Origin of the sequence: Aeromonas allosaccharophila (assembly GCF_000819685.1) — a bacterium.
In the GTDB taxonomy this organism is placed as follows: domain Bacteria; phylum Pseudomonadota; class Gammaproteobacteria; order Enterobacterales; family Aeromonadaceae; genus Aeromonas; species Aeromonas allosaccharophila.
Window position 1 is genome coordinate 1 of record NZ_CDBR01000007.1, and the last position, 26995, is coordinate 26995.

Annotated in this window: 22 protein-coding genes, 1 pseudogene and 1 other annotated feature; of the genes and pseudogenes, 8 read left to right on the forward strand and 15 right to left on the reverse strand. The window is 60.4% G+C overall.

Translation table 11 applies throughout. The features are described 5' to 3' along the window. The 12 genes and pseudogenes from BN1115_RS22075 to hisG form a co-directional block, all read right to left on the reverse strand. Positions 1–139, reverse strand: a pseudogene (locus tag BN1115_RS22075) (IS110 family transposase); the annotation flags it as partial. Between the two features lie 241 nt (positions 140–380). Then, a complete protein-coding gene (gene hisIE / locus BN1115_RS01410) occupies positions 381–1031 on the reverse strand; it encodes a bifunctional phosphoribosyl-AMP cyclohydrolase/phosphoribosyl-ATP diphosphatase HisIE (RefSeq protein ID WP_042655749.1) in 651 nt (216 codons plus the stop codon). Beyond that, positions 1024–1797: an imidazole glycerol phosphate synthase subunit HisF gene (gene hisF, locus BN1115_RS01415; RefSeq protein WP_042655750.1), complete on the reverse strand. Its 774-nt coding sequence runs from the start codon at positions 1795–1797 to the stop codon at positions 1024–1026. The genes hisIE and hisF overlap by 8 nt, the downstream gene beginning before the upstream one ends. 169 nt (positions 1798–1966) lie before the next feature. Further along, complete coding sequence (locus BN1115_RS01420) at positions 1967–5914, reverse strand: PAS domain S-box protein (protein WP_167335538.1); 3948 nt, start codon at positions 5912–5914, stop codon at positions 1967–1969. After that, positions 5914–8064, reverse strand: coding sequence for a PAS domain-containing protein (locus BN1115_RS01425; RefSeq protein WP_042655752.1), 2151 nt, complete (start codon positions 8062–8064; stop codon positions 5914–5916). Before BN1115_RS01425 ends, BN1115_RS01420 begins: the two co-directional genes overlap by 1 nt. Continuing rightward, entirely contained in the window at positions 8057–9166 is a 1110-nt protein-coding gene (locus tag BN1115_RS01430) for a response regulator (RefSeq protein WP_042655753.1), read from the reverse strand. The genes BN1115_RS01425 and BN1115_RS01430 overlap by 8 nt, the downstream gene beginning before the upstream one ends. A 156-nt stretch (positions 9167–9322) precedes the next feature. Next, positions 9323–10078, reverse strand: a complete 756-nt coding sequence (hisA, locus tag BN1115_RS01435) for a 1-(5-phosphoribosyl)-5-[(5-phosphoribosylamino)methylideneamino]imidazole-4-carboxamide isomerase (protein WP_042655754.1) — start codon at positions 10076–10078, stop codon at positions 9323–9325. 5 nt (positions 10079–10083) lie between these two features. Beyond that, positions 10084–10725 carry an imidazole glycerol phosphate synthase subunit HisH gene (gene hisH, locus BN1115_RS01440; protein WP_042655755.1) on the reverse strand — a complete coding sequence of 214 codons (642 nt, stop codon included), beginning with the start codon at positions 10723–10725 and terminating at the stop codon, positions 10084–10086. Further along, complete coding sequence (hisB, locus tag BN1115_RS01445; RefSeq protein WP_042655756.1) at positions 10725–11849, reverse strand: bifunctional histidinol-phosphatase/imidazoleglycerol-phosphate dehydratase HisB; 1125 nt, start codon at positions 11847–11849, stop codon at positions 10725–10727. The genes hisH and hisB overlap by 1 nt, the downstream gene beginning before the upstream one ends. 15 nt (positions 11850–11864) lie before the next feature. Further along, positions 11865–12935 carry a histidinol-phosphate transaminase gene (hisC, locus tag BN1115_RS01450; protein WP_042655757.1) on the reverse strand — a complete coding sequence of 357 codons (1071 nt, stop codon included), beginning with the start codon at positions 12933–12935 and terminating at the stop codon, positions 11865–11867. Continuing rightward, on the reverse strand, positions 12932–14257 hold the full coding sequence (gene hisD / locus BN1115_RS01455; protein ID WP_042655758.1) for a histidinol dehydrogenase: 1326 nt from the start codon (positions 14255–14257) through the stop codon (positions 12932–12934). Before hisD ends, hisC begins: the two co-directional genes overlap by 4 nt. Positions 14258–14269: 12 nt before the next feature. After that, on the reverse strand, positions 14270–15166 hold the full coding sequence (gene hisG, locus BN1115_RS01460; RefSeq protein ID WP_005352174.1) for an ATP phosphoribosyltransferase: 897 nt from the start codon (positions 15164–15166) through the stop codon (positions 14270–14272). 25 nt (positions 15167–15191) lie between these two features. Next, positions 15192–15320: a sequence feature (His leader region), on the reverse strand. Between the two features lie 188 nt (positions 15321–15508). Here hisG and BN1115_RS01465 point away from each other — a divergent pair. From BN1115_RS01465 to rnd, 7 genes are all read left to right on the forward strand, one after another. Then, a complete protein-coding gene (locus BN1115_RS01465) occupies positions 15509–15754 on the forward strand; it encodes a hypothetical protein (protein ID WP_042655759.1) in 246 nt (81 codons plus the stop codon). A 67-nt stretch (positions 15755–15821) separates the two neighbouring features. Beyond that, positions 15822–17741: a DNA repair helicase YoaA gene (yoaA, locus tag BN1115_RS01470; protein ID WP_042062589.1), complete on the forward strand. Its 1920-nt coding sequence runs from the start codon at positions 15822–15824 to the stop codon at positions 17739–17741. 90 nt (positions 17742–17831) lie between these two features. Then, positions 17832–18533, forward strand: coding sequence for a tRNA (adenosine(37)-N6)-threonylcarbamoyltransferase complex dimerization subunit type 1 TsaB (gene tsaB / locus BN1115_RS01475; protein ID WP_042655760.1), 702 nt, complete (start codon positions 17832–17834; stop codon positions 18531–18533). Positions 18534–18644: 111 nt separating this feature from the next. Then, positions 18645–19160 (forward strand): Slp family lipoprotein, encoded by a 516-nt coding sequence (locus BN1115_RS01480; RefSeq protein ID WP_042655761.1) that lies wholly within the window; start codon positions 18645–18647, stop codon positions 19158–19160. Between the two features lie 8 nt (positions 19161–19168). Further along, positions 19169–20047, forward strand: coding sequence for an alpha/beta fold hydrolase (locus BN1115_RS01485; protein ID WP_042655762.1), 879 nt, complete (start codon positions 19169–19171; stop codon positions 20045–20047). Positions 20048–20245: 198 nt separating this feature from the next. Further along, the gene (gene fadD, locus BN1115_RS01490) at positions 20246–21922 is read left to right on the forward strand and encodes a long-chain-fatty-acid--CoA ligase FadD (protein ID WP_128821552.1); all 1677 of its coding nucleotides are present in this window, start codon (positions 20246–20248) and stop codon (positions 21920–21922) included. A 108-nt stretch (positions 21923–22030) separates the two neighbouring features. Beyond that, complete coding sequence (gene rnd / locus BN1115_RS01495; RefSeq protein ID WP_042655764.1) at positions 22031–23143, forward strand: ribonuclease D; 1113 nt, start codon at positions 22031–22033, stop codon at positions 23141–23143. 189 nt (positions 23144–23332) lie between these two features. On the opposite strand, the gene BN1115_RS01500 is transcribed toward rnd, so the two are convergent. From BN1115_RS01500 to selD, 3 genes are read right to left on the reverse strand one after another with little or no spacing between them, the layout of a single operon-like run. Then, on the reverse strand, positions 23333–23977 hold the full coding sequence (locus BN1115_RS01500; protein ID WP_042655765.1) for an MBL fold metallo-hydrolase: 645 nt from the start codon (positions 23975–23977) through the stop codon (positions 23333–23335). A gap of 30 nt (positions 23978–24007) precedes the next feature. After that, complete coding sequence (mnmH, locus tag BN1115_RS01505) at positions 24008–25123, reverse strand: tRNA 2-selenouridine(34) synthase MnmH (protein WP_042655766.1); 1116 nt, start codon at positions 25121–25123, stop codon at positions 24008–24010. After that, positions 25120–26157, reverse strand: a complete 1038-nt coding sequence (gene selD / locus BN1115_RS01510) for a selenide, water dikinase SelD (protein ID WP_042655767.1) — start codon at positions 26155–26157, stop codon at positions 25120–25122. The genes mnmH and selD overlap by 4 nt, the downstream gene beginning before the upstream one ends. 396 nt (positions 26158–26553) lie before the next feature. On the opposite strand from selD, the gene BN1115_RS01515 reads away from it, so the two are divergent. Beyond that, positions 26554–26982 carry a GNAT family N-acetyltransferase gene (locus tag BN1115_RS01515; protein WP_042655768.1) on the forward strand — a complete coding sequence of 143 codons (429 nt, stop codon included), beginning with the start codon at positions 26554–26556 and terminating at the stop codon, positions 26980–26982. Positions 26983–26995: the final 13 nt, after the last annotated feature.

Sequence of the window (26995 nt, forward strand, 5' to 3'; positions counted from 1 at the left end):
TAGGAGGAAGATTGCTAAAGAATGAGAGCATCTGATCCCGCTTCAACTGTCGCTTGAGGACCGTCTTGCCATGTTGATCAACGCCATGTAATTGGAAGAGATGTTTTGCCAGATCGATGCCGATAGTCGTAGCCTTCATGGTGGTCGCCTCTCTCATCAGTGGGAACTTACATTCGCCACTTTGGCACTCTGATGCCATTTTGGGGAGGGGCGACCATCCCATTAACGCCCATTCCGAGAAATTGAAGCACTACATTTTAAATACAGAGCTATACGAAAAATCCAGATTAGATATGTCGGTATATAGAAACTGGGTTGAGTTAGCGATGTCATTTGACTGAGCTTAACGGGCTGAATAGCCCGTTAAGCAATAAGAAAATTTATTTGTTATGCCGCTCATACAGCCGCTGTACGACATCCTGTAACCCCAGCCCTTCATTTTGCAGCAGCACGGTCAGGTGGTAGAGCAGATCGGCGGATTCGTTGATGAGCTCCTCCCGATCCTTGGCCATGGCGGCCAGTGCCACTTCCACTCCCTCTTCACCGACCTTCTGGGCGATGCGCTTGGTGCCCTTGCCGTAGAGGCTGGCAGTGTAGCTGGTGGCCGGATCGGCCCCTTTGCGGGCCGCCAGGATCTGTTCCAGCTCTGCCAGAAAACCGAGCGGTGGCAGCGGGTGGCCATCAAAGCAGGAGGTTGTCCCTTTGTGGCAGGTGGGGCCGACGGGACTGGCGGCAATCAGTAGGGAATCCTGATCGCAGTCGGTGCTGATGGCCACGAGTTTGAGCACGTTGCCCGAGCTTTCACCCTTGGTCCAGAGCCGCTGTTTGCTGCGGCTAAAGAAGGTGACCTGACCGGTGGTCTGGGTCTTTTCCAGCGCCTCGCGGGTCATAAAGCCCTGCATCAGCACCTCGCCGCTGGCGGCGTGCTGGACGATGGCGGGGATCATGCCGTCACATTTTTCCCAGTCGAGCTGCTCGGCAAGGGGGCGCGCGCTGGCGGTTGTTTGTGTGTTATCTGAGAAGTTATTCACGGATGGCGACTCCTTCATTTTTCAGCCAGCGTTTCAATTCGGGAATGGGAATAAGGCCCTTGTGGAACACCGAGGCGGCCAGCGCCCCATCCACATCGGCGAGGGTAAAGGCATCGCGAAAGTGCTCCATGGCACCGGCGCCGCCGGAGGCAATCAGCGGCACCTTGCAGACGCTGCGCACCAGTTTGAGCTGCTCGAGATCATAACCTTGGCGCATGCCGTCCTGATTCATCACGTTCAGCACGATTTCGCCCGCGCCGCGTTTTTGCACCTCCTGCACCCAGTCGAGGGTGTGCCAGGCGGTGGTGCGGGTGCGGCTCTCGTCACCGGTAAACTGTTTGACCTGATAGTGGCCCGTTTCGGCATCGAAGTAGGAGTCAATTCCCACCACCACACACTGCACGCCAAAGCGCTCGGCCAACCGGCTGATGAGGGTCGGATCGGCCAGCGCCGGGGAGTTGATGGAGACCTTGTCGGCGCCAAATTCGAGGATCTGGCGGGCATCCTCCACGCTTTTGATACCACCGGCGACGCAGAAGGGGATGTCGATCACCTCCGCCACCCGGCTCACCCAGCTCTTGTCCACCACCCGCTCGTCGCTGGAGGCGGTGATGTCATAGAACACCAGCTCGTCAGCCCCCTCCTCGGCGTAGCGGCGCGCCAGCTCGACAATGCCGCCCATCACCTCATGATTTCGAAATTGCACTCCCTTGACCACCACGCCATCTTTGACGTCGAGACAGGGGATAATACGCTTTGACAACATGCTCGTTGCTCCATGTAACGCACGGTTAAAACATCATGTTTGCCGACTGACTTCCAGGTCAGGCGGGTAACGCCAATGACATGCTTTCACAGCGGGATCCGTTGTGGAAAAAGACGCGGTTTGAGGTGCGTGCTTGCCGGGGGAACCACCACTATATGCATGACTTTATTCAGTGATTCAACCCTTTATCCCTCTTTGTCGTTCCGGATGGGCGGCCACTGGTCACCTTGGCCGTCACATCGTCGCCGTGGAGGGCGCGCAGGGTCAGCAGGGCCGCATCGAAGTCGAAGCCTCGCAGTTGCCTTGCCAGCAAGGGTCCCTGGGGGCCCAGGCTTGCCAGCAGGCTGTCGGCATGCTGTTCGAACAGGGGAATAACGGCCGTGTCGCTTTGCAGCAGCAGTCCTTCCATCTGGCGCAACCACTGTTGCTGCTGATGGTGACTGGCCGGGGAGGCGGCCTTGGCAGGTTCGGTTTCTACATCCCCCAGTTGCCGAGTCAGTTGGGCCAGTAGCGAAGAGATCTGCGCCATCAGCTCACCCCGGGTGTCGGGAGAGCGGGCAAGGGCATGTTCGAGCTGCAGGACAAGGTCGGCCAGCGTTGTCAGCCCCAAGGTGCCGGCAACGCCGCGCAATGTGTGCACCAGTCGGCGGGCGGCCTGTTGATCCTGTGCTTGCAGCAACCGGGTCAATTGCGCCATATCCTGGCTGTGTTCCAGCGTGAAATGGCGCAACAAGGCGAGGTATTTCGGCTGATTGTCCTGCAGGCTGGCGAGTCCGGCGGCGAGATCCATCCCCGGCAAGCTCTGCAGCCTGACGAGCGGGGGCTGCAGGGTGTCGCTGGCCGCGCGTTGAGTCTCTTGAAGGGGTGAGGCGGCCGCGGGCAGCCAGAGCCGCAGCGCCTCGAACAGTTTGGCCGGGGTTACGGGCTTGGCGATAAAGTCATTCATGCCTGCCGCCTCGCACGCCTTGCGATCTTCTTCATAGGCGCTGGCGGTGAGTGCCAGAATCGGCACCTTGTCCCAGCCTGGCAGGGCCCTGATGGCGCGGGTGGCGCTGTAGCCATCCATCAGCGGCATCTGGATGTCCATCAGGATGAGATCGAAAGGGTGCTGGCTGACACGCTCCAGCGCTTCCTGACCATTGACTGCGGTTTCAATTACCAGTCCGCTGTTGTTGAGCAGCTCCAGAACTACCTCACGGTTGATTGCGTTATCCTCCACCAGCAACACTCTGGCATGGTTGGCAAAATAGAGCGTCTGTTGCACCGTCTGCTCAAGGGGGGCGGGTTGTTGTGGCTCACCGCGCCCCGGGGACAACCGGGCAGTAAACCAGAAGAGGCTGCCCTTGCCCGGTGTGCTGCTGACACCCACCTCGCCCCCCATCAGGGCGGCGAGCCGACTGGTAATGGCGAGCCCGAGCCCGGTACCGCCGTATTTGCGGGTAGTGGAAACATCGGCCTGCTCGAAGGCCTGGAACAGCTTTTTCCGTTGCTCCTTGCTGATACCGATGCCGGTATCCTCCACTTCAAAGCGCAGCAGATAGCCGCTTGGCAGCGGTTGCTGTACCCGCACCCGCAGGGTGATTGACCCCTGCTCGGTAAACTTGATGGCGTTGGCGGCATAGTTTAGCAGTGCCTGGCGCAGTCGGGTGATATCGCCATGAACCCAGGCGGGGGTGTCACCGATGTCGACGATGATGGTGAGCCCCTTGGCCCTGGCCTGCTCGCTCATCAGGGCACTGACATTGTCCAGCATGGCGGTGAGGGATAAATCGTCCAGCTCCAGCGCCAGTTTGCCCGCGTCTATCTTGGAGAGATCCAGGATGTCATTGATGATGCTGAGCAGGTGTTGGGCGGCGTTGTCGATTTTTTCCAGCCGTTCATGCTGGGTGCCGTCGGGGGTATCTCGCTTGAGCAGGTAGGTGAGCCCCAGAATGGCATTCATGGGGGTGCGAATTTCGTGGCTCATGTTGGCAAGGAAGGCACTCTTGGCGCGGTTGGCACTCTCCGCGCGCTGGTGAGCCTGCGCCAGCTGCAAGGTGCGCTCATTGACCATCTCTTCCAGATGGTAGCGATATTGATCCAGCTCCTCGCCGAGCTGCTTTTTCTCCGTGATGTCGGCCTGCACGGTGACAAAGTGGCTGATCTCGCCGTTCTCCTGACGGATGGGGGAGACGGTGGCCAGCACCTGATAGTGGGAGCCGTCCTTGCGCCGGTTGATAAACTCACCGTGCCAGCGCTGACCATGCTTGATGGCATCCCACAGGGCCACATAGGTCGCCTGCGGGGTGAGCCCCGATCGCAGCAGAGAGGGGGTCTGGCCTATCACTTCGCTCTTCTGATAGCCGCTGGCGGCAAGGAAGGCGGCATTGACATACTCGATGCGAGAGTCGATATCGGTGATAAAGACGCCGTCCGGGCTCTGCTCCAGCGCCAGCGAGAGCTGGCGCAACTGCTGCTCGGCCTGTTTGCGCTCGGTAATGTCCAGGTGTATGCCCAGCAGGCGCAGCGGTTGCTGTTGCGCATCCCGATAGACGCTGCCCTTGCTGCTGATCCAGCGTACGCTGCCATCTGGCAGCAGAATGCGAAATTCGAGATCCAGCGGGCGGGGCGGTTGGGGCAGTTGGGCCAACAGCGCGGCGATCCGGGGTTGATCATCGGGATGCAGACAGGCTTGCCAGTCATTGAAATGGCCGAGTTGTTCCACGCTGCGGCCATAGAGACGGGCGCATTCGGCCGAGAAGAAGATCCTGCCGCTCGGGATCTCCCACTCCCAGATACCTGCATGGGCCCCTTCCTGCGCCATCAGCAGTCGCTGTTCGCTTTCCCGCAGGGCGGCGCTGGTACTTTCGGCCTTGATACGGGCGCTGATGGCATCATCCATCAGATTCAGCGCCGCCAGACGGGCACGGCGCTGGGTATCGAGCGCCAGTTGCTGATTATGCAGCAACTGCTGTTCGGCCAGCTTGCGCTCGGTGATGTCCTGCACGGTGCCATACAGCTCGACGATGGTGCCTTCGCTGTTGCGCAGCGCCGCTCCCCGGGCGATGATCCAGACAGATCCTTCGTGCTCGTGGAGCACCTCGGCGTCGCACTCGTAGGGTTGACCGTCTTGCAGGCAGCGTTCTACAGCCTGGGAAATGGCACGCCATCCTTCCTGACTGAAATACTTTTTCACTTCCGGATAGATGGCTGGCGGCAGCGCGGGATCACGGCCATAGATGCGGTAGATCTCCTGCGACCAGAAATGGGTGTCGTCGGCAATGTGCCAGCGCCAGTTGCCTATCTTGGCCAGGTGCTGGGATTCACGCAGGATCACCTCGTTGCGGCGCAGGGCCTCTTCGGTCTCCTTGCGCTGCTGATTATCCTCGATGATGGAGATGAAGTAGTCGGGCTCGCCGTTGAGATCTCTGACCAGCGCCACTGTCAGGGTGACCCAGAGTACCTCGCCGCCCTTGCGCAGGTAGCGCTTCTCCAGGGTGTAGTGGGGGCGTTTCCCCGCCAGCATCTGGGCCACATAGGATTGGTCGATGAACAGATCGTCCGGATGAGTGACCTGCTGAAACGTCATGTTCATCAACTCGTCGGCCTGATAGCCCACCATGTCGCACAAACGCTGGTTGACCCGCAGCCACTTGCCATCGGGAGAGACGAGGGCGATGCCCACTGCGGCTTGCTCGAAGGTCGCCTGGAAACGGGTTTCACTCTGCTGCAGGCGGGACTGGGTACTCAGCAACTCCTGCCAGCGCTGGATCTCTCTGGCCCGCGAGTTGTGCATGGCGGCACTGAGCAGACTGATGAGGACACCGTTGGCAATCAGGATCCCCCATTGCACCAGATCCTGTCCCATGCCGATGGCGAGCTGATGCAGCGGCGGCAGCACGTAGTAGGTGGTGATCAGGGCCGTCACCAGGGTGCTGAGCAGACCCGGCAACAGGCCGCCGAGCAGGGCACAGACAATGATGGGTAGCATGAACAGTACCAGCAGGGGCCGCTCGCCAAAGGCGATGGGCAGCTGGATCCTGAGTTGCAGCATCAACAGTGGCAGCAGCAGAGCCAGCAGGCATGCTCCCCACTGTTGCCGAGACCCTCGTTTTTGCCATGCGCCGAGCCACTGCATCATAGGGACTCCTCGGGGGGCGGTGGTGCCTGTGGATAGGGCGGTTGCTGTCCGAGCTGGCGTGACAGCTCATTGATCTGGTGCTTGAGTGCCAGCATGGCCAGCTCCCTGTCCACCATCACCCGGTTGAAACGCTCCAGTTCGCTGTTCTGCTGACGCAGCTCCATGGCCTGTCGGGTCAGAGCCTGCTCGACCTGCTCCCGCTCGGTCACATCCAACAACAGGCCAAGTACGGCGGGCTGGCCGCGGTAGTCCACATGCCGTCCGTAGAGCTCTACTTCTATGTTCTGCTGATCGTGGTGCAACGCGGTGAAGCGGGTGTGGATCTCGCACTCTTCCTGCTCGCAGTGCTGCAGTTGTTCCGCCACTCTGGCGCTGTCTTTCGGGCTGATCAGGGCGGGCAGGGTTCCCACCCTGAGCAGGGCGTGGGTGGAGGGGTAGCCAAACAGGCGGGCAAACCCCGGATTGATATAGCTAAGCTCTCCCCGTTGAATGATGTAGATACCGGCGAGAGATTGCTCCACCAGCGCGCGAAACAGCCCCTCGCGCTCCTGTAACCCGGCCTCGGCGCGCTTGAAGTCGGTGATGTCGCGGGAGATGCCGAAGATGCCGATCACCTCGCCATCGCTGCCTTGCAGTGGTCCCTTGGTGGCGAGAAATACCCGGTCACCGCTGGGCAGGGTCAGGTACTCTTCCCGCGTTTCGACCTTGTTGCTGGCGATCACCTGGCGTCCCAGCTCCATCAGCATCTGTGCCTGATCGGGGGGAAAGATGGCCAGATCGTCCTGTCCCAGGATCTCTTCAGGTGACTTGCCCACAAACTGGCAGGCAGCCCGATTGAACAGGATGTACTTGCCCTCCTTGTCCTTGGCGAAGATGGCATCTTCCGAACTGTCGGCAATGGCGGAGAGCAGTTGCAGCGCCTGCAATCGACCCGCCTGGGAGTGGCGTACCTGCTCGGCGATTTGCAGCTGTGTATGCTGACGCAACAAAATGATGCCGGTGTTGGCGATGAAGAGCACCAGCAGGCCAGTCAACACAATCCAGATGCTCTCCCGGAGGGCGGACTGATTGAGCTCGGATCTGTCTATCTTGGCCAGCAGATACCAGTCGGTGCCAACCACCCCGGTGATGGTGCCAAATACCGCGATATCACGGTAGTCCTTGCCAAAGAAGAGCCGGGGACCGCCCGCTTTGTCATGCTGGCGCAAAAACTGGGCGGCCAGCAGCTCCTTTTGCTGCAGCGGCAGTTGCAGGGTGAGCTCCGAGCCGGGCCGGTAGCGTACATCGTTGAGATATTGCACCTGTTCGCCATGCTGGCGAAAGAGCATGGCTTCCCCGCTGCTGTCGGGAATGGGCCAGCTTCTGAGGATCTGGTTGATCCAGTCGCTGCCGTTGGTCTGCAGCACGATGAAGGAGAGAGGGCCCGTACCGGCGGGCAGCGGTGCGACAAAATCGAGCCGGGGCTGTGACCGAGCATCAAGATAGGGGCCTACCCGCAGGATCTTGCCGGCTTCCAGTCCCTTGAGCGCCTCGCGCAAAGGAGGGGTCATGTCACCGGCCAACGGTGTGCTGAGCAACCGCTGTTGATCTGGTCCAAACAGGGTGGCGCCATCAAATTCGCGCAAGGAGACAAACTCAATGAGGCGTTCCTGCAATTGCTGACGTCCGGCCGGGCTGTCAGATCGGGAAAGCAGTCCGGTGTAAAGCGGGTTTTCAATGAGCTGGCGGGCATCTTGTTCCCGGTTTTCGAGCCATTCGGTAATGCGTGTGCTTTTAAGATCGGCGATAGCCTCGATAAGGGCGACCTCCTTGTCTCGGGTCTGTCCCAGATTCTGGGCGATGGCCATGCCGGTCAGTACCATGATCAAGCTGTTGAGCAGGATGAAGGGGAGCAGTTGGCGTCTGGAGAGGCGGCTGCTCACCGTGGGTTGATCGATACGTCGGCGCAGCATGGCATAGAGCATGAACGCCGTAATCAGAATAAACAGCCAGCCCTTGAGGGTGCTGGCCAGGGCAAACTGGGCCGGTGAGCGAAACAGTAACTCCACCGCCTTGTCAGAGAGCAGGATCCACAGGCTGGCTACCGCAGCATAGGTGAGTACCACATTGAGGACATGGGCGCGGGTAAACGGAGGCTGTTTAGCCATGCGTCGCCTCACAGTCATCCTGATAGCGCTCGGCGATGGCGACAAATTGCTCGAAATGGCTGTCAAACGCCGCTACCACATCCGGATCGAAATGTTGGCCGCTACCCGAGAGGATCAGGGTCCTGGCCTCCTCATAAGGCATGGCGGGTTTGTAGACGCGGACATTGATGAGGGCATCGAAAACATCAGCCAGCGCCATCAATCTTGCCGAGAGGGGAATGGCATCCTCCTTCAGACCATCGGGGTAACCGCTGCCGTCCCACTTCTCGTGGTGCCAGTGGGCAATCTCCTTGGCCAGGGTGAGGAATGCCAGGGGTTGCTCTATGTCTTGTTCTGCCTGCTCGATGGCGTCGCTGCCGAGTTTGGCGTGAGTGCGCATGACGTCCCACTCCTCTGCGGTCAACTTGCCGGGCTTGCGCAGAATGTGATCGGGAATGCCCACCTTGCCGATGTCGTGCAGGGGGGCCGAGCGACTCAGCAGATCGATGTAGCGGGGCGTCAGGGTGTCGCTAAAGCGGGGGTGGCTGGCCAGCGCGCAAGCCAGTTGCCGCACGTAGCCCTGGGTGCGCAGTATGTGGTTGCCGGTCTCGGGGTCGCGGATTTCTGCCAGATGAGCCAGCGCCCGAATGGAGACCTGCTGGATAAGATCATTCTCGGTCATCCGGCGGGCCACTTCGGCTTCCAGCGCCGCATTTTGATCCTGCAGCCCGTCACGGGCCCGCTTGGCATCCAGCTGGGTGCGTACCCGTGCCTGGACGATGCTCGGTTTGATGGGTTTGGTGATGTAGTCGGCTGCCCCGAGAGAGAGGCCGAACTCCTCGCTCCGGGGATCGGCCAGGGCGGTCAGCAACACCACGGGAATGGTGCTGGTCTGCGGGTTGGCGTGCAACTGCTTGAGGACGTCATAGCCATCCATGCCCGGCATCATTACATCCAGCAAGATGAGATCGGGCACGGTTTTACCGTTGGCAATGCGCAAGCACTTCTCTCCGCTCTGAGCGGCCAGCACCCGATAGGTGGGAGAGAGCAGGTCGGTCAACACCATCAGATTCTCGGGAGAATCATCGACAATCAGGATAGTGGCGGAGTGAGATGTGAACATGAGCGCTCCGTGACAGTGTCGCAATGAGTTCGAGTGTAGAGTCAATTGTTACCAATGGGTAGGGGCTTGGCGCGATCTACCCCTTGATGGAGAGGCTTCCGGCCGGATGATCTGGCAGGGAGCCCCTTCTCAATCAACGTCCTGATAGCGACGGCTTCAGCTGGCTTGTTCCTGGCTGCCATTCCCCCAGCAGGCGATGGCGTCACCTACCGAGAACTTACCCTCCAGCAGGGCGCGGCCAAGGATGATCCCCTTGACCCCGGAGCCCTTGAGCGCCTCTATGTCCTGGATCCCGCCAATGCCGCCTGAGGCCTGGAAGGCCACGCTCGGGTAGCGGGCGCAGAGATCCCGATAGAGCTCGACGTTGGTGCCAGCCAGGGTGCCGTCACGGCTGATGTCGGTGCAGAGCACATGCTTGAGACCGGCGGGGAGGAAGCGCTCGATCAGCGCTTCGATGGTCACGCCGCTGTTCTCCTGCCAGCCTGCCACCGCGATATGGCGATTACCCTGGGCATCGATATTGACGTCCAGCGCCAGCACGATCTGCTCGGGGCCATATTTTTCCATCCAGCTGGCTACCAGATCCGGGGATTTGACGGCGGTCGAGCCAATCACCACCCGGCTGGCACCGGCAGCCAGCAGATCCGCCACATCCTGTTCGGTGCGTACGCCACCACCCACCTGCACCGGCGCTTCGGTGGCCGACAGCAGTTGGGTCAACAGGGGCAGCTGGCGTGCCTTGGCATCCTTGGCACCGTCCAGATCCACCAGATGGAGCTGCACCGCCCCCTGGGAGACATATTCATCAAAGCGGGCCTGCGGGCTGCTGCTATATTCGGTCTTCTGGTCGTAGTCACCCTGATAGAGCCTCACGACTTGGCCGTTAATCAGATCAATGGCTGGGATAATCATCCTTGTTACAGCTCCAAAAAATTTTTCAGTAGGCGGGCACCGGCTGCGCCTGAGCGCTCCGGGTGGAATTGGGCACCAAAGAAGTTACTGTGCTCTGCAACCCCGGCGACGATGGCGGTGAACGGCTTGCCGTAGTCGCAGGTCGCCAGCGTCGCTTCGGTCACCTCCAGCGCATAGGAGTGCACGAAGTAGAAGTAGCTGCCGCTCGGGATCCCCTTGAGCAGAGGATGGGTCTCGTCATGCTCAATCTGGTTCCAGCCCATATGGGGCAGGCGCAGATTGCCTACCTCCATCAACCGGATCTTGCCCGGCACTATGCCAAGGCAGTTGATAAGGGTATCTGGCGAATCCTCGGTGCCCATGCTCTCTTCGGAGGCCTCCGCCAGCATCTGCATGCCGAGGCAAAAGCCCAGCAGCGGCTGTTTGGCGGCGCGAATAAGCGGCACCAGCCCCCGTTCGTTTAGATTCTTCATGGCGGCCACCGCGGTGCCGACACCGGGCAGGATCAGCTTGTCCGCCTGCTCGATATCGGCCGCCTGGCTGGAGACCAGCGGCGTTACGCCGAGGCGCTCGAACGCCATTCTGACCGAGGCCAGATTCGCGCAGCCGGTATCGATGATGACCAGCTTCTGCTTGCTCACATCCATCACAGCACTCCCTTGCTGGAGGGAAGGTCAGACCCTTCCACCCGGATGGCCTGACGCAGGGCGCGGCCAAAGCCTTTGAACAGCGCCTCTACCTGATGGTGGGTGTTGCCGCTGCCCACCTTCATCTGCAGGGTGATGGCCATGGCGTCCGACAGCGAGCGGAAGAAGTGTGGCACCATCTCGGTGGCCATCTCGCCCACGTTGTCGCGGCCAAAGCCGCTCGGGCAGTCAAATACGAAGTAGGGGCGACCGCTCAGATCCAGTGCTGTGCTCACCTCCTGCTCGGTCAGCGGGCGCGCATCGATCACCGCCTGCACTTCATCCATCGCCAGTACGAAGCCGAAGCGGCCGATTCCACGCTTGTTGCCAAGGGCCTGACGCAGCGCCTGACCGAGCGCCAGCCCCACATCCTCTACCGTGTGGTGATCGTCGATATGCAGATCGCCGCTGACGTTCAGCTTGAGCTGGAAACCGGCGTGGGTCGCTATCTGATCCAGCATGTGATCAAAGAAGCCGATACCGGTGGCGATCTGGTTGCCGCCGCTCTTGTTGGTGGCAGAAGGGTCCAAATCCACCGCCACCTGAATACGGGTCTCCTTGGTGTACCGTTCCACCGAGGCTACGCGCCCCTTGGACAGTAGCTGATCACGGATGGCGAGCCAGTCGTGATCCTGCGGGTGGTAGCGAATACCGCCAATGCCCATGTTCTCGGCCAGTTGCAGATCGGTCTGGCGATCGCCAATCACGAAGGAGTTGGCAAAGTCGATGCGACCGGAGGCGAGGTACTCTTTCACCAGCCCGAGATGGGGCTTGCGGCAGCTGCAGCCGTCGGTGGGGAGGTGAGGGCAGATCAGCACCTGCTCCCACTTCACCCCTTGCGATTCAAACAGGTGCATCATCAGGTCGTGGGGTGGCTGGAAGTTCTCCAGCGGCAGGCTGGCGGTGCCCAGCCCGTCCTGATTGGTCACCATCACCAGCACGTAGCCGGCGGCCTGCAATTCGCGCAGTACCGGAATGACCATAGGCTCGAAGCGCAGCTTGGCGAGGCTATCCACCTGCTTGTCGGTCACCGGCTCTTCAATCAGGGTGCCGTCGCGGTCGATAAACAAAAACGGGGTCTTCATCGCTACATCCTTGTCTTACAAAGTGGGAGAGGGCAGGTCACGCAATACCGCCAGCACGGCATCCATCTCGCCCTGATAGCCGATGGTGACGCGAATGCTGTTGTCCAGACCCGGCTTGCTGGAGAAATCCCGCAGTATGATGCCGGCGGCCTTCATGGCGGCAAAGACGGCGGCGCCATCCACAAAGCGCACCAGCACGAAGTTGCCCTTGTCTTCGAATACCTCTTTTACGCAGGAAAGTTCGTCGAGCGCGGCCTTGAAGGCGGCTTTTTGCTTGTTGAGCTCCATCACTCGCTCGCGCATCAGCTCCAGTCCCATGGGGGAGAGCGCCTGCGCCGCGATCTGGGCGATGGGCTCGGGGATGGGATAGGGGGCGATCACCTTGGCCAGCATGGCGATCACCTCGGGATTTGCTAGGGTAAAGCCGCAGCGGATCCCCGCCAGGGCAAAGGCCTTGGAGAGGGTGCGGGTCACCACCAGATTGGGGAAGCGGGCCAGCAGGTCCACCACAGACGCATCGGGGCAGAACTCGATATAGGCCTCGTCCACCACCACGATGGCGCGATCCCGGGCTTTTTCCAGCAGGGCAATGAGGCCGTCGCGACCCACCAGATCCCCGGTGGGGTTGTTGGGGGAGCAGAGAAACACCAGCTTCACATCGCCGAGGCGATCGGCGATGGCGGGCCAATCCGGCTGGCGGCTGGCGGTGAGCGGCTGCTCGACGATACCGACGCCGCAGGTCTCGGCGCTGATGGCGTACATGCCGTAGGTAGGCGGGCAGATGAGGATCTGATCTTCACCCGCCTCGCAGAAGGTGCGAATAAGCAGCTCGATGGCCTCGTCGGCGCCGCGGCTGACCAGCACCTGATCCGGATTGACCCCGGCGTAGGCGGCATAACCGTTGACCACCTCGGCCGGTTGGCACTCGGGGTAGCGGTTGAGACGGCTGCCTTCGATGGTGAAGGGATAGGCCAGCGGCGCTTCGTTGGCGTTGAGCCAGACGTGGCCCTTGCCGCCGATGCGGCGAGCGGATTGATAGGGGGTGAGGGCCCGCACCACGCGGCGCGCCAGGTTGGCAATGCTCATGACAAATCCTTCTGCTGTGCTGTTTGTTGGGGCGCGGCGGCCAGGGCGTTCAACCTGAGGGTGACGGCATTCTTGTGGCCATCAAGCCCTTCGGCCTGGGCGATGCGCTCGACGATGGGGCCAAGGCCCTGAATGCCGCGCGCGCTCAGCTCCTGCACCGTGTAGCGGCGCTGATAATCGGCGAGGCCAAGGCTGGAGCAGGTACGGGCATAGCCATAGGTGGGCAAGGTATGGTTGGTGCCGCTGGCGTAATCACCGACCGACTCGGGGGTCCATGCCCCGAGGAAGATGGAACCGGCGTTTTCAAGTTGATCCAGTAGATCGCGAGGCACTTGGGTCTGCACAATCAGGTGCTCCGGGGCATAGGCGTTGGAGATGGCACACGCCTCGGCCAGATCGTCGCAGAGGATCACCAGACTGCTGCCGAGCGCCTGCGCGGCAATATCACGGCGGCTCAATTTGGCCAGCTGGCTTTTGATTTCGCCAGCGATGGCATCGGCCAGCAGCGGCGAGGTAGTCACCAGCACTACCTGACTGTCGGGACCGTGTTCGGCCTGGGAGAGCAGATCCGCCGCCACGAAGGCCGGGTTGGCGCTCTCGTCAGCAATCACCAGCACCTCGGAGGGGCCGGCGGGCATGTCGATGGCGGCGCCGCGCCAGTCGCGCGAAACCTGCCCCTTGGCCTCGGTCACATAGGCGTTGCCTGGGCCGAAGATCTTGTCCACCTTGGGAATGCTCTCGGTGCCGTAAGCCATGGCTGCGATGGCTTGCGCGCCGCCGATGGCAAACACCTTCTCGACCCCGCAGGCGCGGGCGGCAAACAGGATCTCGTCGCTGGCGGGGGATGGGGTGCAGAGCACCACTTCACGGCAACCGGCGATAGCAGCCGGAATAGCCAGCATCATCACGGTGGAGGGGAGCGGCGCGCTGCCCCCCGGCACATAGAGGCCGACCCGGCTGATGGGCTGGGTGCGCAGCTCGCACACCACCCCGGGCTGGGTTTCCACCCGCACTACCGGCTGCACTTGCGCGGCGTGGAAGGTGCGAATGTTGGCAATCGCCGCTTCGATGGCGTTTTTGATCTCGTCATCCAGCCGCGCGCAGGCGGCTTCAATCTCGGACTCGCTGACGCGCAACTGCTCACGGGGGGCGCGCTCGAAGCGCAGGCTCAGTTCGCGCAGGGCCTCATCGCCCCGGCTGCGCACCGCAGCGATGATATCCCGCACTACGACGCCGATATCGGCCTCGTCATTGAGGGCAGGCCGGGTCAGCACGTCGGCCTGCTGGGCGGGGGAGAGGGTCTTCCAGATCAGGGTCTGCATGATGTCCCTTCCTTATTCCATCATTTTTTCGATGGGCAGCACCAGAATGGAGCTGGCACCGAGGGCCTTGAGCTGCTCCATGGTCTCCCAAAACAGGGTCTCGCTGGAGACGACGTGCAGGGCCACCTGATTGGTGTCACCGGCCAGCTGCATGATGGTGGGGCGCTCGGCGCCCGGCAGCAGATCGGTGATGGCATCGAGCTTGTCCTTGGGGGCGTGCAGCATGATGTACTTGCTCTCGCGGGCCTGCTGCATCCCCTGAATGCGGGGCAGCAGTTTGTCGATGAGTTTTTGCTTGGCATCGGACAAGGGGTTGGGGGCCTGTACCAGCACTGCCTTGGAGCGGTAGATCACCTCCACCTCTTTGAGGCCATTGGCTTCCAGCGTGGCGCCGGTGGAGACCAGATCACAGATGGCATCGGCCAGGCCCGCACGGGGAGCTACTTCTACCGAGCCGCCCAGCATCACGCTCTTGAAGCCAAGACCCTTTTCATCAAAGAAGCGCTTGAGCAGCCCCGGGTAGGAGGTAGCGATACGCTTGCCCGCCAGACTCTGTGGCCCTGTGTAGGTGACGTCTTCCGGCACCGCCAGCGAGAGGCGGCAGCCGCCAAAATCGAGCTGCTTGAGGGTTTTGACCTCGAACGGCAGGCCCTGTGAGGCACGAATAAGCTGCACCTCTTCCAGCACGTTCTCGCCGATGATGCCAAGGTCGACTACCCCTTCCATCACCAGACCCGGGATGTCGTCATCGCGCACCCGCAAGATATCGATGGGCATGTTCTCGACATGGGCGATAAGGCGCTGCTCGCGCAGGTTGATCTTGAGGCCGCAGCTCTTGAACAGGGCCTGGGAGTCTTGGCTCAGACGACCGGACTTTTGCATGGCGATACGCAGACGTTGTGTTTCCATTTGCTCGATTTCCTTCTAGTCAAAAACGAAAAAACCCTCGGAAGTGTGTGCTTCCGAGGGTTTATGAATCTTGCGGTCCTTTTGGAAGTCACCAGTTAAGTGTCTTCCAGCAGTCAACCTCCTGAAAGACTAGTCGGGATGATGATGGTGGTGATGAGTCTTCAGGGTGGTGAACTTCATGTAATCAATCCTTTACAAAATAAGATGTCGTAGTTGACGCCTGATTTAAACTACCTGCCTTGACAGAAAATGCAACCCGAAATTGTGATTTGATCGATTAAAGTTGAGAAAACGGTTTTCTGGTCGATAACTAGACAATAACCCCTTGCAGGAGTCGCCATCATGCCCAGCCAGGACCTGTTGTTCCCCATTTTGCCCCGGGCACCCGCTGCGCCCGGCAGCGAAGAGATCAAGCGGGAAGTGAACCAGATCAGCAAGAAGCACCAGCTGCGCAAGACCAGCACGGACAACAGTGACTCCCAGCAGCGCCAGCAGGCGTATAGCACGCCCGCCAAGCGTGATCAGCCCAAGGTGGAAGAGGATGATCACAAACCGGATCCCGACCATCAGATCGATCTGTTCGTCTAGGCAGATTATCTGTCCCGCTTTTGCCGCGCTTTTGGCATAATGGCCGCTTTTGCTGCGGGACGCCCTTTTGACCATCCAGACCCTGTTCAAGCCAGATGGCCCTCTGGCCAGCCATATCGACGGTTTCAAAGCCCGCGCTCCCCAACTGGAGATGGCCGAAGCGGTCGCGCGCGCCATCAAGAGTGGTGGCCGTCTGCTGGTGGAGGCGGGGACCGGTACCGGCAAGACCTACGCCTATCTGGTGCCAGCGCTGGAGTCCGGCAAGCGGGTGGTGATCAGCACCGGCTCCAAGAACCTGCAGGAACAGCTCTTCTATCGGGATCTCCCGACCATCACAGGTGCGCTCTCCTACACCCCGCCGGTGGCCCTGCTCAAGGGGCGCAGCAACTATCTCTGCATCGAGCGAATGAACCGGCTGTTGAGTGAATCCCATCTGCAAAAGCCTGAAGTCCTGAACGATCTGGTGAAGGTCAAATCCTGGTCCACCGCCACCGATAACGGCGATGTGGGGGATATTCCGGGACTGCAGGAGAACGCCGAGATCCTCGCCCACGTCACCAGCACCAACGACAATTGCCTTGGTCGCGACTGTCCCTATTACGACGATTGCCATCTGGTTGTGGCCCGCCGCCGCGCCATGGATGCCCAGGTGGTGGTGATCAATCATCACCTCTTCTTCGCCGATATGGCGGTGAAAGACACCGGATTTGGCGAGTTGGTGCCAGAAGCGCAAGTCTATGTCTTTGATGAGGCGCATCAGCTGCCGGAGATCGCCACCAACTACTTCGGCAAGTCGGTGGGCAGCCGCACCATCCAGGATCTGGCGCAGGATATCCAGCTGGCCTATCGCGCAGAGGCCCACGATATGGCCCAGCTTGGCAAGGCGGCGGACCGGCTCTCCATCGCCAGTCAGGATCTGCGCCTCGCCTTCGGGGTGGATGGTGGTCGCGGCAATACCCGCGACATGCTGCGCCAATCGCTCTGGGGCCAGGCGTTGGCTCGTCTCAACGACGCCATCGGGCTCTGCTACGAGGTGCTCAAACTCGCGCTCGGCCGTGGCGAGCAGCTCGATCACGCTTTCGAGCGGATCTGCGAGCTGCGCACCCGCCTTGGCGAGGTGCTGGCGGTCAACCAGACCGGTTTCTCCTACTGGTATGACTGCTCGCGACTGCATTTTTCCCTCAATTTGACGCCGCTCTCGGTGGCCGAGCGATTCAGTGCCGAGGTGCAAAAGCCGGAGGTGGCCTGGGTCTTTACCTCTGCCACCCTGACGGTGGATATGCGTTTTGATCACTTCAAGGCTGAGTTGGGGCTGGCGGGCAGCGCCGAGCTTATTCTCGACAGTCCGTTCGACTATGGCGAGCAGGCGCGGCTCTGTGTGCCCCGCTATCTGCCGGAGCCCAACGCCTTTGGTCGCGGCGAGCAGCTGGCCAATCTGATGATCCCGCTTATCAACAAGACGCCGGGAGGCTGTTTCTTCCTCTGCACCAGCCATCAGGTGATGCGTCAGGTAGCCGAGGTGCTGCGCCGGGAGATTGGCCGCACCGTGCTGCTGCAAGGAGAGGACAACAAGCAGCGGCTGCTCAAGGAGTTTGTCGAAAATGGCCGCGCCGTGCTGGTGGCGACCAGCAGCTTTTGGGAGGGGATCGACGTGCGAGGGGCGGCGTTGTCGTGTGTTATCATCGACAAACTGCCGTTTGCCAGCCCGGATGATCCGCTGCTCAAGGCGCGGGTGGATGATTGCAAGCTCAAGGGGGGCGATCCCTTCGCCGAGCTGCAGTTGCCCAAGGCGGTGATTGCACTCAAACAGGGGGTGGGGCGGCTTATTCGTGATCGCAGTGATCACGGCGTGCTGGTGATCTGTGATCCACGGATGGTCAACAAACCCTACGGCGCCACCTTTATCAAGAGTCTGCCCGCCATCCCTCGCACCCGGGAGTTGGGGACGCTGGGGAGCTTTTTCGATCGCACTGAACGCGGTGAATAAGTGTGCCGCCAGATAACAGATTTGAACAACGGGTGAGCATCTCTCGCTTGCCGGTTATGTAATTGACTGATTTTATAGAGATTGGAAAGCATGAACGAGTTGAAGATCCTGGCCGTAGATACCGCCACCGAAGCCTGCTCCGCCGCCTTGCTGGTGGGTGACAAGCTGTTCTCCCGCTGGGAGGAGGCGCCACGGGATCACACCCGAAAAATCCTGCCCATGGTTCAGGCTGTGTTAGACGATGCCGGGATAAGTTTGAGTGACCTCGACGCCATCGCGTTCGGTCGTGGCCCCGGCTCCTTTACCGGCGTTCGGATCGGTATCGGGGTGGCGCAAGGGCTGGCGTTTGGTGCGGGTGTGCCGCTGATCGGTATCTCGACCCTGGCCGCCATGGCACAAGGCGCCTATCGACTGGATGGCGCCGAGCAGGTACTGACCGCCATCGATGCGCGGATGAACGAGGTCTATTTCGGCCGCTATGAGCTAATTGACGGCCGTATGCAGCTGGTGGGTGACGAGGTGGTGAGCGATCCTTCGGCACTGGTTGACGTCCGTGGCAAGCTGGCGGGTCGTGTGACCTGCGTTGGCACCGGTTTTGAAACCTATGGCGAGACCTTGAGTGGTTTGGCCGATGAGCTGGCGGTGAGTCAGGTGCGCTTCCCGGCGGCAGCAGACATGTTGCCATTGGCCCGCGCCGCTTGGTTGGCGGGGGAGGCGGTGCCGGTAGAACAAGCAACGCCGGTCTATTTGCGTGACAAGGTGACCTGGAAAAAACTGCCGGGTCGCGAATAAGGGCAAGAGGCATGTCGCTCTTGCCGCTCATCAGCTGCAACACAAGCGGGTGGCCCCGACGGGCCATGCTGGCAACAGGAGAGTGACATGATGCGTAATAGCAGAAGCGACATGATGAAACGCACTATGGTGGTCGGGGCGCTGGCTCTGCTGCTCGGGGCTTGCAGTTCGGTCCCCAAGGAACTGGCCTATGAGCCAGAAAACCAGCTGGTGGCCTATCAGCCCGCCCTTGGCGGAATGGAGGGCAAACCGGCCCGCTGGAGCGGCGTTATCTCGGCGGTGCACAACAAGGCGGATCAGAGCGTTATTGAAGTGGTCTATCTGTCGCTCAAGTCCAACGGTGTGCCGGAGCAGACCGAGCAGAGCCCGGGCCGTTTTCTGGCCATCATGAAGGGTTTTGTCGATCCGACCCTCTACGCCAAGGGGCGCAGCCTGACGGTGCTTGGCACCATAGGCAAACCGGTGGATAGCCAGATTGGCGAGCACAAGTACCGCTTCTCGGTGCTCAATGTGACGGGCAGCAAGCTGTGGCCGCCAGTCAAAGAGGTGGAGGTACGCTATATGGACCCCTACTTCTACGACCCCTTCTATGATCCCTTCTGGCCGAGACGGCCGCTGCGTCGCTAAGGCTTGCCATGATCAAGAGCATCAAAAGCACTCTGCACGAACGTCTGCTCACCTTGGCAGATGGTCGGCGGGTTGCCCTGTTGGAGAACTACTCCGCTGAGCATTATCAGCAGGGTAAACCGCTGCTGATCGCCCTGCATGGCTGGCTCGACAATAGCGCCAGCTTCTTGCCGCTGGCGCCGCATCTGGGGGATTTTCACCTCATCTGTGTCGATCTGCCGGGACATGGTCACTCCGATCACAAAACCACCCCTTATGTCTTTGTCGACTGGCTGGACGATCTCTACCAGATCGTGCAGGCGGCAGGGTGGTCGCGCTTCACTCTGCTCGGTCACTCCCTCGGGGCGCTGATCGCCTCCGCCTATGCCGGGGTGTTCCCCGAACAGGTGGAGCGGTTGATCATGCTGGAGGGGCTGGGGCCGCTGAGCCAGCCCGATGAGGAGGCTCCTGCCCAGCTGCGACGTGCGATTTTAAACCGTAGTCGCACCCGGGAGCGCAGTGCCAACGGCTTTGCCTCCATCGATGAGGCTGTCGCCGCCCGTTGCAAAGTGGCGGATATCACGCAGCAGGCGGCGCGTCTTATCTGTGAGCGGCAGCTTGAAGAGCGGGCAGGGCGCTGGCACTGGCGAAGCGACCCCCGCTTGCGGGATCTGTCGCCCTTGAGAATGAGCGAAGGACAAGCTCGGGCACTGATGGCGGCTATCCGTTGTCCTGTGCTGTTGATTCAGGGGGAGCAGGGCTTTGCTGCGCTGGAAGCCCAATGGCAGGCCCGTCAGGATGCCTTCCAGCAGATCGAGCGGGTCATATTGGGTGGAAACCACCATTTTCATATGGAAAATTCGGTTGATACGGCCGTTTGTATCGTAAAGTTTTGTCAAGTTCGGTAGAATCGCCAGCTTTCAATAATTCCAGGTTTGTTTTCTCCCTCACATTTTTCTGTTGTTAATTTGCTGTTAATTGATGTTGCGCTGTGTAAATATGTGCGGCATTAGAGCATCAGCTTAAAACAACCGATTAAAATGGATGTGAACCGGGACGGAGGCAACACAGTGAGCGCACAGGTGCTAGTTATGCAGGAGAAGTTTGTGGAAAAAGTCTGGCTGAAACGTTATCCGGAAGGGGTCCCCGCCGAGATCAATCCAGACCAATACAGCTCCCTGGTCGAGATGTTCGAATCCTCGGTGACCCAGTTTGCCGATCAGCCCGCCTTCGTCAACATGGGCCAAACCATCACCTACCGCCGACTGGAAGAGCAGTCCCGCGCCTTTGCTGCCTACCTGCAAAACGAGCTGAAGTTGGAGAAAGGGGATCGGGTTGCGGTGATGATGCCGAACCTGCTGCAATATCCCATCGCCGTGTTCGGCATCCTGCGCGCCGGCATGATCGTGGTCAACGTCAACCCGCTCTATACCCCGCGCGAGCTGGAGCATCAGCTCAAAGATTCCGGTGCCAAGGCCATCGTCATCGTCTCCAACTTCGCCCATACCCTGGAAAAGGTGGTCTACGACACCCCGATCAAGCACGTTATCCTGACCCGGATGGGGGACAATCTGGGGCTGGCCAAGGGCACTCTGGTCAACTTCGTGGTCAAGTACGTCAAGAAGCTGGTGCCGAAATACAATCTGCCCCACGCCACCACCATGCGTCAGGCCCTCTCCAAGGGGCGTTTCCTGCAGTACATCAAGCCGGAGATCACCAACGACGATCTCGCCTTCCTGCAGTACACCGGTGGCACCACCGGCCTCTCCAAGGGGGCCATGTTGACCCATCGCAACATGATTGCCAACGTCGAGCAGTGCCTCGGCGTCTATGGCCCCATGCTGGAGCGCGGCAAGGAGTTCGTGGTCACCGCATTGCCGCTCTATCACGTCTTCGCTCTGACCGTGAACTGCCTGCTCTTTATGCGTATCGGTGGTTACAACCTGCTGATCAGCAATCCGCGCGACATCCCGGGTTTTGTCAAAGAGATCAAGAAGTACCCCTTTACCTGTATTACCGGGGTCAACACCCTGTTTAATGCGCTGGTCAACAACGAAGAGTTTCAGGGGATCGCCTTTGACAAGCTCAAGCTGACCATCGGCGGCGGTATGGCGGTGCAGCGCGCGGTCGCGGAGAAGTGGAAGACACTGACCGATACCCCGCTGCTGGAAGGCTATGGCCTGACCGAGTGCTCGCCACTGGTGAGCGTCTGCCCTTACGATCTGACCGATTACAATGGCTCCATCGGTCTGCCGGTCTGCTCCACCGACATTCGTCTGGTGGATGACTGCGGCCAGGTGGTTCACGCCCTCGGTACCCCCGGCGAAATGCAGGTACGCGGCCCGCAGGTGATGACCGGTTACTGGCAGCGCCCCGAGGCGACCGCCGAAGTGATGCAGGATGGCTGGCTCTGTACCGGTGATATCGCCGTGTGCGACGAGCAGGGCTTCTTCAAGATCGTTGACCGCAAGAAGGACATGATCCTGGTCTCCGGTTTCAACGTCTATCCGAACGAGATCGAAGATGTCGTCGCCCTGCACCCGAAAGTGCTGGAAGTGGCCGCCGTCGGCGTGCCGCACAAGGTCTCCGGCGAGTTGGTGAAGATCTTTGTGGTCAAGAAAGATGCAAAATTGCAGGAGGACGAGATTATTGCCCACTGCCGCAAACATCTGACTGCCTATAAGGTGCCGAAACTGGTAGAATTTCGTGACGAACTTCCCAAGACCAATGTGGGCAAGATCCTGCGCCGCGTACTGCGCGACGAGGAGATTGCCAAGCAATAACCGGACTGCGGCTGTAGAACCCTCTGCAAACCAGCACCGTCGTTATGCAAAACCGTGGGTCATCCCACGGTTTTTTCTTTTTGGCCCTGATCAACCGCGCAGGCACAGATGCACTATCAACTTATCACTCAGCAAGCCGACTTTGAGCACTATCTCGCTTCTCTGGCCGACGTTCCCCTGGCTATCGATACTGAATTCGTTCGCACCCGTACCTACTATCCCCAGCTTGGCTTGTTCCAGATCTATGACGGCGAGCATCTGGCGTTGCTGGATCCGCTGACGCTGGATCTCTCCGCCCTCTGGCAGCGACTGGGCAGGGCAGGGCAGATCGCCATCCTGCACGCCTCTGGCGAAGATCTGGAGCTTATCCAGCATCAGGCAGGCCACCTGCCCAACCAGATGCACGACACCCAGCTGGCTACCGCCTTCCTCGGTTACGGCGTCTCGGTCGGCTTTGGTGCGCTGGTGAACGAATTCCTCGGGGTCGAGCTGGAAAAAGATCAGGCGCGCACCGATTGGCTGGCCCGCCCGCTTACGCCACGTCAACTCGAATACGCGGCGGCGGATGTCTTTTACCTGATGCCGCTCTACGAGAAAGTGATGGCCAAACTGCGGGAAAGCGGCAAGTTTGCCTGGTTCGAGCAGGAGTGTCAGAACCACTCCGCCCGCAAGACCCAGGGTAGCGATCCCCGTCAGGCCTATCTCGAAATAGTCAATGCCTGGCAACTGGGTCGCCGCGAACTCGCCATTCTGCGCGAGCTGGCCGCCTGGCGCCAGCAAGAGGCGGTGCGCCGCGATCTGGCCCTCAACTTTGTGGTGAAAGAGCTGCACCTGTTCAAGGTTGCGGAGCGTCGTCCTGCCTCCCTGCGGGATCTCAACGAGCTGGGCCTCTCGCCTATCGAGATCAAGATCCACGGCAAGCGGATGCTCGATATCGTCGCCAAGGCGCAGCAGAGCGAGCCGGATAGCTGGCCCGAGCCCATTCGCCGGCTGGTGGATTTCCCCCAGTACAAGGCCGAGCTCAAGCGCATCAAGGCCATGGTGGAAGAGAAGGCCAAGGCCAGCAACATTCCGCCCGAGCTGATTGCCAGCAAGAAGATCATTCACCAGTACTTCACCTGGAGCTGGCGGATGAACGACGAAGAGCGGGCCCGCAGCGACAAGCCGATGCTGCTGCAAGGGTGGCGTCATGAGCTGGTAGGTCACCTGCTGGCACAATAAGCCACCAGAGTGTTGCACCTATAAATCAATCCTCACCCTCGGGTGGGGATTTTTATTGGGCGAAAGGAAGAAACAGGCATGCCGATCTGGGGAAAGCAGAGTGTTCGAGGTTGGCCGGATGGCCTGGAATTGAGAATACAAAGGAGAGAAGAGAGAAAAGGCAGCGGTTAACACCGCTGCCTTTTTTGATCACCAGATAGGCTGGGTCAGGTAGGGATTGCTCACCTTCTCGCGACCGAAGGTGGAGCTGGGGCCGTGGCCCGGGATAAAGACGATGTCGTCCCCCAGCGGCAGCAGGGTTTCGGTGATCGACTTGATCAGCATCCCGTGATCGCCACGGGGGAAGTCGGTGCGGCCGATGCTGCCGGCAAACAGCACGTCACCGACCCAGGCGAGTTTTTCGGCCTGGGAGAGCAGCACGATATGGCCCGGGGTGTGGCCGGGGCAGAAGTAGACATCCAGCTCGCACAGGCCAACTTGCACCCTGTCGCCCTGTTCAAGCCAGCGATCCGGCGTGAAGGCAGGGGTATGGGCGAAGCCGAACATCTGGCTCTGCTGGGGCAGCATGTCGAACCAGAAGGCGTCTTCCTTATGGGGGCCGGTGATGGTGATGCCGGTTTTTTCGCGCAGCTCGGCGGCGTCCCCTACGTGATCCAGATGACCGTGGGTCAGCAGGATGTGAGTCAGGGTCAGGCCGCGCTTGGCGATGGCCGCCAGCAGCTTATCCGCTTCGCCGCCCGGATCGATCAGCGCCGCCTGATGGGTCTCGTCACACCAGATGAGGGAGCAGTTCTGGGCGAACTGGGTGACCGGGATCACCTCGAATTTCAACATGTGGGGTCCTCTTGTTGGCAAGGCGACGGGTCAGCCCTGTAGCCCGTTGGCACGCTGCTCGGCGAAATAGTCGAGACAGGCTTGCTTGTCACCGCGGAATACGATGCGCTCCTGCTTGTTGCCAAGCTGATAGAGATACATGGGGTCGTAGTAGCGGGTCAGCAACAGGGTGATCCAAGCCAGATGCAGCCCTGTATCGCCGCTCTTTTCCTGCTTGGTGAGGGCGGTCTGCATCAGGGCATCCAGCTCGCGGTGGGCCTGATCGCCGAGACGGCGCTTGAGACGGGCCAGCGCATCGGTGAGGTAGGCGGCAAACAGCGGCCATCCGGCTTCCTGGCCATACATGGCTTGATAGCGCAGCCAGAGATCGTGCACGTAATCTTCACGGATCTGCTCGGCTCGCTGTTCCTGCGGTACATCCACCACCACCAGCGGCGCCTGACTCATGGCCTCATGGAGGGAGAGCGGCAGGCAGCAGCGACCGATCAGGCGGCTCTCATCCTCCACCACAAAGGCGTGTTCGCCCTGATGGCGACGCTTGAGCAGCTCGATGGCCATGTTGTTTTCAAAGTTGATATTGCTGGGCTGGCCACCGGGCAGTTGACCGAAGGAGGAGCCCCTGTGATGGGCGTGTCCTTCCAGATCGAGCGCCTGGGCCACATGGTCCAGCATATGGGTCTTGCCTGAGCCGGTCATGCCGGTTAACACCGTCCAGTGGCACTCGGCAGAGGCCTTGTCCTGGGTGTCGATCAAAAAGCGACGCAGCTCCTTGTAGCCACCGGCGACGCGGGGGCGAGTGACCCCCGCTTCATGGAGCCACAGTTGTACGGTTTGCGAGCGCAGGCCGCCGCGAAAGCAGTAGAGCAGGGCATCGGGCTGCTGGCGCAACTGCGCCAGCCAGCCTTCGATGCGCTCGGCGCGTACTGCTCCCCCCACCAGCTTGTGACCAAGCTCAATGGCGGCGGCCTGACCCTGCTTCTTGAAGCAGGTCCCCACCTGGGCGCGCTCATCGTCTGTCATCAAGGGCAGATTGGTCGAGCAGGGGAAGGCCCCCTCCTTGAACTCGATGGGGGCGCGCACATCAATCAACGGCACATCGCCTAAAAAAATCCGGGCGTAGTCCGTGGCCAGTGGCAATTCACTCATTGGACAATCTCGATAAAGCGGGTGCCCTCAAGGGGCTTGAGCTGGCCGATGGGCGAGAGTTCTAGCCCAGCTTCGCGCGCGATGGCGAGCAGCTCGGCTTCGCTCTCTTTACCCACGGCAACCAGCAGGCCGCCGCTGGTTTGCGGATCGCACATGATGTTGCGGGTGCGATCGTCCATGGCATCCAGCTTGTGGCCGTAGGAGTCGTGGTTGCGCAGGGTGCCGCCCGGTACGCAGCCCTCGGCGAGGTAGTAATCCACCTCATCCAGCAGCGGCAGCGCCTTGAAGTCGAGACGGGCGCTGACGCCAGAGCCTTCACACATTTCCAGCAGATGACCGGCCAGACCAAAGCCGGTGACGTCGGTCATGGCGTGCACACCCGGCAGCTCGGCAAAACGCTGACCGATCTTGTTGAGGGTACACATGGCGTTAGGGGCCAGTTGCTCATGTTCGGGTTTGAGCTTGCTCTTCTTCTGGGCGGTGGTGAGGATGCCGATACCGATAGGCTTGGTCAGATAGAGGGTGTCACCCACCTTGGCGGTGTCGTTCTGCTTGATGGCATCCAGCGGTACGATACCGGTGACCGCGAGGCCGAAGATGGGCTCGGGGGCGTCGATGCTGTGACCACCGGCCAGCGAAATCCCTGCTTCGTGGCACACCTGACGGCCACCGTCGATCACCTGCTGGGCCACTTCGGCAGGCAGGGTATTGATGGGCCAGCCGAGGATGGCGATGGCAACGATAGGCTTGCCGCCCATGGCATAGATGTCGCTGATGGCGTTGGTGGCGGCGATGCGGCCAAAGGTGAAGGGGTCATCGACGATGGGCATGAAGAAGTCGGTGGTGGAGACAATGCCCTGGCCGTTGCCGATATCGACCACGGCCGCGTCATCCTTGCTGCTGTTGCCAACGATCAGGGTCGGGTCGTTGAAGCCCGGGATCTGGCTCTTGAGGATGGTGTCGAGTACCTTGGGAGAGATTTTGCAGCCGCAGCCAGCGCCGTGGCTGTATTGGGTCAGACGAATGGAAGACATACTTACCCCTTATGCAGAGGCTCTGTGGAGCCGTCTTGGTCAATGGGCGGCCTTGTAGATTGGAAGACAAGAAGCCGCAAATATGGGTGGCCTCGGTGCCAACAGGGGCAGCGATGACTGGCAGTTATGGAGGACCGCCAGGCCGGACGGGGAACAAGAGGGCGACCAGGTGCGCCAGCGCAGCCCCGCCAAGGGCCACAGGACGGAGCATTATGCCACATCTGCCCCTTGGGGTTCGAACAGGAATTCACATAAACAGCAGGGAATTGCCCGCACTTGCTTGTCAACAGGCTGGAACCGCCGCGCACTGCTTGATTGCAGTACAGATGCAGCCAAGAGAACGTCAATTGAGAGCAATAGCGCACGCAACCACTGCGCCATAAGGAGGAGATCTTCGTGACCACCACGTTTTTGGTTAACCACCCCATTACCACGGCGCAGTTTGCGGCGCTGCTGGCGCAGACCTCGTTGGGGGCGAGACGGCCGCTGGATCATCCGGCCACCCTGCAGGGCATGCTGGATCACGCCAATCTGCTGATCACCGCCTGGCAGGGCGAGACCCTGGTCGGTGTGGCCCGCTCGGTGACCGATTTTCATTTTTGTTGCTACCTCTCGGATCTGGCGGTGGCCGAGTCGGTGCAGGGGCTGGGGATTGGCAAAGCACTTATTCGCGAGACATTTTTGCAATTGCAGCCGGGCTGCAAGCTGATCCTGCTGGCTGCGCCGCAGGCGGTGGCGTACTACCCCAAGCTCGGATTTAGCCAGCACCCGAGTGCCTGGGTGATGAGCAGTCTGGATGAATTGGTGCTGGATGAGTTGGCATAAGACCCGTCAACTC

What these genes read in the sequence shown, in the direction of transcription:
- BN1115_RS01480 (WP_042655761.1), top strand. Translation starts at nt 18,645, where the DNA reads ATGATGAAACGCACTATGGTGGTCGGGGCGCTGGCTCTGCTGCTCGGG.
- BN1115_RS01425 (WP_042655752.1), bottom strand. Translation starts at nt 8,064, where the DNA reads ATGGCTAAACAGCCTCCGTTTACCCGCGCCCATGTCCTCAATGTGGTA.
- BN1115_RS01485 (WP_042655762.1), top strand. Translation starts at nt 19,169, where the DNA reads ATGATCAAGAGCATCAAAAGCACTCTGCACGAACGTCTGCTCACCTTG.
- tsaB (WP_042655760.1), top strand. Translation starts at nt 17,832, where the DNA reads ATGAACGAGTTGAAGATCCTGGCCGTAGATACCGCCACCGAAGCCTGC.
- rnd (WP_042655764.1), top strand. Translation starts at nt 22,031, where the DNA reads ATGCACTATCAACTTATCACTCAGCAAGCCGACTTTGAGCACTATCTC.
- BN1115_RS01465 (WP_042655759.1), top strand. Translation starts at nt 15,509, where the DNA reads ATGCCCAGCCAGGACCTGTTGTTCCCCATTTTGCCCCGGGCACCCGCT.
- BN1115_RS01500 (WP_042655765.1), bottom strand. Translation starts at nt 23,977, where the DNA reads ATGTTGAAATTCGAGGTGATCCCGGTCACCCAGTTCGCCCAGAACTGC.
- mnmH (WP_042655766.1), bottom strand. Translation starts at nt 25,123, where the DNA reads ATGAGTGAATTGCCACTGGCCACGGACTACGCCCGGATTTTTTTAGGC.
- BN1115_RS01420 (WP_167335538.1), bottom strand. Translation starts at nt 5,914, where the DNA reads ATGCAGTGGCTCGGCGCATGGCAAAAACGAGGGTCTCGGCAACAGTGG.
- hisA (WP_042655754.1), bottom strand. Translation starts at nt 10,078, where the DNA reads ATGATTATCCCAGCCATTGATCTGATTAACGGCCAAGTCGTGAGGCTC.
- hisC (WP_042655757.1), bottom strand. Translation starts at nt 12,935, where the DNA reads ATGAGCATTGCCAACCTGGCGCGCCGCGTGGTGCGGGCCCTCACCCCC.
- hisB (WP_042655756.1), bottom strand. Translation starts at nt 11,849, where the DNA reads ATGAAGACCCCGTTTTTGTTTATCGACCGCGACGGCACCCTGATTGAA.
- hisD (WP_042655758.1), bottom strand. Translation starts at nt 14,257, where the DNA reads ATGCAGACCCTGATCTGGAAGACCCTCTCCCCCGCCCAGCAGGCCGAC.
- hisF (WP_042655750.1), bottom strand. Translation starts at nt 1,797, where the DNA reads ATGTTGTCAAAGCGTATTATCCCCTGTCTCGACGTCAAAGATGGCGTG.
- hisG (WP_005352174.1), bottom strand. Translation starts at nt 15,166, where the DNA reads ATGGAAACACAACGTCTGCGTATCGCCATGCAAAAGTCCGGTCGTCTG.
- selD (WP_042655767.1), bottom strand. Translation starts at nt 26,157, where the DNA reads ATGTCTTCCATTCGTCTGACCCAATACAGCCACGGCGCTGGCTGCGGC.
- hisH (WP_042655755.1), bottom strand. Translation starts at nt 10,725, where the DNA reads ATGGATGTGAGCAAGCAGAAGCTGGTCATCATCGATACCGGCTGCGCG.
- BN1115_RS01430 (WP_042655753.1), bottom strand. Translation starts at nt 9,166, where the DNA reads ATGTTCACATCTCACTCCGCCACTATCCTGATTGTCGATGATTCTCCC.